Source organism: Streptomyces sp. CBMA29 (assembly GCF_014596445.1).
Classification (GTDB): Bacteria; Actinomycetota; Actinomycetes; order Streptomycetales; family Streptomycetaceae; genus Actinacidiphila.
On the sequence record NZ_MECL01000008.1, the window covers coordinates 1 to 4,549 of the forward strand.

At 74.7% G+C, this 4,549-nt stretch carries 2 protein-coding genes; both read left to right on the forward strand.

The features are described from left to right. The coding region (locus BGM09_RS01820) for a hypothetical protein (protein WP_188279568.1) at window positions 1-235 on the forward strand (235 nt) is incomplete at its 5' end. 39 nt (window positions 236-274) lie between these two features. Further along, on the forward strand, window positions 275-4,549 hold a 4,275-nt coding region (locus BGM09_RS01825; protein ID WP_188279569.1), incomplete at its 3' end, for a type I polyketide synthase.

A 4,549-nucleotide genomic window follows, 5' to 3' on the forward strand; every position in this document is an offset into this window, starting at 1 on the left:
GTGGGGCGCCCTCGGCGACGCGCTGTCCGCGCTGCTCGACGGCGGCGCCGCGGCCGAGAGCCCGGCCGACCCCGACGAGCGGGTCCGCACCGAGGCACTGCTCCAGGCGGCGCTGAGCCGGCTGCGCGACAGCGGCGAGGGACCCGGGCGGCTGCTGAGCCCGGCACTGCCCGGCGGCGGCCTCGAAACCGTCTCGGACGAGGACCTCTTCGACTTCATCGACAACCAACTCTGACATTCGCGACAACCCGACTTCGTACTGGAGGACACGGCTATGACGAGCGAAGAGCGGCTTCGCGAATATCTGAAGAAGGTGGTCGGCGACCTGACCGACGCCCGGCGCAAGCTGAGCGAGGCCGATGACCGCGAGCACGAGGCGGTGGCCGTGGTCGGCATCGGCTGCCGCTACCCCGGCGGGGTCGAGGCGCCTGACGACCTGTGGGAGCTGGTGGACTCCGGCACCGACGCGACCAGTCCGTTCCCGACCGACCGCGGCTGGGACCTGGAGAAGCTGTACGACCCGGACCCCGACACCCCCGGCACCAGCTACACCCGCCGCGGCGCCTTCGTGCACGACGCGGGCGACTTTGACGCCCCCTTCTTCCGGATCAGCCCCCGTCACGCGGTGAGCACCGACCCGCACCACCGGCTCTTCCTCGAAGCGGCCTGGGAGTCCTTCGAGCGGGCCGGCATCGACCCGGCGACGCTGCGCGGCAGCAGCACGGGCGTGTGGGCCGGGATGATGTACGAGTTCTACTCGGCGCGTTTCCTCGGCGCCGTTCCCGAGGACGTCGACGGCACCCTCCTGGTCGCCAGCACCCCGAGCATGCTGTCGGGCCGGGTCTCCTACAGCTTCGGTCTCGAAGGTCCCTCGGTGACCCTCGACACCGCCTGCTCGTCCTCGCTGGTCGCGGTCCACCAGGCCGTACGCTCCCTGCGCAGCGGCGAGTGCACGCTCGCGGTGGCGGGCGGGGTGACCGTCATGGCGGAGCCCGACATGTTCGCGGAGTTCTCGCGGCAGCGCGGCCTGGCCCCCGACGGACGCTGCAAGCCGTTCTCGGCCGACGCCGACGGCACGGTGTGGGGCGAGGGCTGCGGCGTCCTGCTGCTGGAGCGCCTCTCCGACGCGCAGCGCAACGGCCGGCCGATCTACGGCGTGATCCGCGGCACGGCCGTCAACCAGGACGGCGCGAGCAACGGGCAGACCGCGCCCAACGGCAAGGCGCAGGAGCGGGTGATCGCCCAGGCGCTGGCCGACGCCCGCCTGACGCCCCGTGACATCGACGCGGTCGAGGCGCACGGCACGGCCACGCCGCTCGGCGACCCGATCGAGGCCAACGCGATCCTGTCCGCCTACGGCAAGGACCACACGCCGGAGCGGCCGCTGCTGCTCGGCACGATCAAGTCCAACATCGGGCACACGCAGGCCGCCGCGGGCATCGCCGGAATGATCAAGATGATGCAGGCGATGCGGCACGGCAAGCTGCCGCGCACCCTGCACATCGGCACCCCGACATCGCGGGTCGACTGGTCGGCGGGCACCGTACGGCTGTTGGCCGAAGAGGAGCCCTGGGAGTCGCGCGAGGACGCGCCGCGCCGGGCCGCCGTCTCGTCCTTCGGGATCAGCGGCACCAACGCGCACGTGATCCTGGAGGAGCCGCGACCGGCGCCCGCCGCACCGGAGTTCGAGACCGGGACCGGGACCGAGACCGGGACCGGGACCGCTGCTGAGACCGGCGCCGGGACCGGCGCCGAGACCGCGTCCGACACCGGCAAGGCCCCGCTCGCCTGGGTGCTCAGCGCCCGCAGCGCCGACGCCCTGCGCGGCCAGGCCGACCGGCTCGGCCGCCGCGTCGCCGCGGAGCCGGCGCTGCGCCCGGTGGACGTCGCCTGGTCGCTGGCCGCCACCCGCGCCCGCTTCGACCACCGCGCGGTCGTCGTCGGCCGCGACCGTACCGAACTCCTCAACCGGCTCGACGGTTTCGCGCAGGGCCGGGACGGCTCCCCGGTGACCACGGGCGTGGCGTCCGGTACGGCCAGGACCGTCTTCCTGTTCACCGGACAGGGCGGCCAGCAGCCCGGCATGGGGCGTCAACTGCACGCCGCCTTCCCCGTCTTCGCCGCCGCCCTGGACGAGGTGTGCGACGCGCTCGACCCGTATCTCGACCGGCCGCTGCGCGAGGTGATGTGGGCGGAGCCCGGCACGCCCGAGGCCGCGGAGCTGGACCGCACCTCCTACACGCAGCCCGCGCTCTTCGCCTACCAGGTGGCCGCCTTCCGGCTGCTCGGCTCGCTCGGTCTGGTCCCCGACAAGGTCGCCGGGCACTCCGTCGGCGAGATCGCCGCCGCCCATGTGGCCGGTGTCTGGGACCTGTCCGACGCGGCCCGGATGATCACCGCCCGCGCCCGGCTGATGCAGCGACTCCCCTCCGGCGGCGCGATGTTCGCGATCTCCGCCACCGCGCGGGAAGTCGCCGTCACGCTGGCGGGCAAGGAGAGCCTGGCGCAGGTCGCGGCCGTCAACAGCCCCGGAGACGTGGTGGTCTCCGGTGACGAGGAGACCTGCGCCGCCGTCGCCGCACACTGGGCGGAGCAGGGCCGCCGCACCAAGCGCCTCACCGTCAGCCACGCCTTCCACTCGCCGCTGATGGAGCCGATGCTCGACGCCTTCGGCGCCGAACTGGCCGCGCTGACCTTCCGTCAGCCGACGCTGGACAGCTCCGTCAACCTCGGCGCCGACCGGAGCTGGACCGACCCCGACTACTGGACCGACCAGGTCCGCCAGGCCGTGGGCTTCGCCGACATGACCGCGCGGCTGGACGCGGCGGGCACGGACGTCTATCTGGAGATCGGGCCGCGCCCGGTGCTCTCCGGGATGGTCCGCGCCTGCCTGCCGGACGCCAAGGCCGTCGTGACCGCCGTGTCCCGGCGCACACTGGCCGAGCCCGAAGGGCTGCTGACCGCGCTCGCCGAAGCGTACGCGGCCGGCGCGACCGCCGACTGGAGCGCCGCGGCGCCCGGCGGACAGCCCGTCGAACTGCCCACGTACGCCTTCGACCACACGCGCTACTGGCTGCTGCGGACCCCGCCGCGCGGCGACGCCGACGCGCTCGGCCTGACCGAGCTGCGGCACCCGCTGCTGGGCGCGGCGGTCGCCGTCGCCGACGGCGGACTGGTCGCCACCGGCAGGCTGACCGCGGACGACCTGCCCTGGCTCACCGACCACTGCGTGGGCGGCGCGGCGATCGTGCCCGGCACCGCCCTGCTCGACATGGTCGTCGAGGCGGCAGCGCAGGCCGGTTACGACCGGGTCGAGGAGCTGACGTTCGAGGCGCCGATGCCGCTTCCGGTGACCGGGTCGCTCGACCTCCAGGTCGCCGTCGGCGGCGACGGCTCCGTCGGGGTGCACGCCCGGCGCGGCGGCGAGGAGAGCTGGACCCGGCACGCGTCGGGCAGCCTGGCCGCGGGAGCCGAGGCGCCCAACGGCTGTGCGTGGGCCGCCACATGGCCGCCGCAGGGGGCCGCACCGGTCGACCTGGACGCGGTCTACGAGCGGCTGACGGAGCGCGGCTACGGCTACGGCCCGGCCTTCCGCGGGCTGCGCGGCGCCTGGCGCACCGACGGTGAGCTCTTCGCCGAGGTCGAGGTGCCCGAGGGCGCGGAGAACGACGGCTTCGGTCTCCACCCGGTGCTGCTCGACTCGGCCTTCCACCCGTACGCCGCCGAGGGCGAAGGGGACGAGCTGCGGCTGCCGTTCGTCTTCCGCGGAGTGCGGCTGACCGCGGTCGGCGCGTCCGTCCTGCGGGTCAGGATCGTGACCGAGGGCGCCGACCAGTTGTCGCTGACCGCGGCGGACGAGAACGGCGGACTGGTCCTGGACGCCGGCGACATGCGGGTCAGGGCGGTGCCGGCCGCGGCCATGCGGGCGCTCGCCGGAAGCGCGGCCTCACCCGAGGGCTACTACGGCCTGGAGTGGACCGAGACGACGCTTCCCGCGGTGAGTCCCGGCAGTTGGGCCGCGCTGGGCGCCCCGGTCGCCGCGCTCCCCTTCCACGCCGGCCCCGACGCGCTCGCCGCGTCCGGCGTCCGGCCCGACTACGTCCTGCTTGACGCCGAGGCGCTGAACACCGCCGAGGGCGTCGAACTCCCGCAGAGCGTGGCTGAGTTGACCGGGCAGGTGCTCGGGCTGCTCCAGCGGTGGGCTGACGATCCGGCCTTCTCCGCCTCCCGGCTGGTGATCGCCACCGACCCCGACTCGCTGCGTACGGCGGGGGTTTGGGGTCTGGTGCGGGCGGCGCAGGCCGAACACCCCGGCAGGTTCCTGCTGGTGGGCGCCAGGGGCGGTATCGACGCCGCCCTCGCGGGTCCCGGCAGGGCGGTGGCGCTGCTCGCCGCCGCGGCCGAGGCCGACGAGCCGCAGGTGCTGCTGGAGGACGGCCGTACGCTGCTGCCGCGGGTGGCCCGCCGGGTGCCCGCACCCGCCGTCGAGCCGGCCTTCGGCGACGGCACGGTCCTGGTCACCGGCGGCACCGGGACTCTCGGCCGCGCG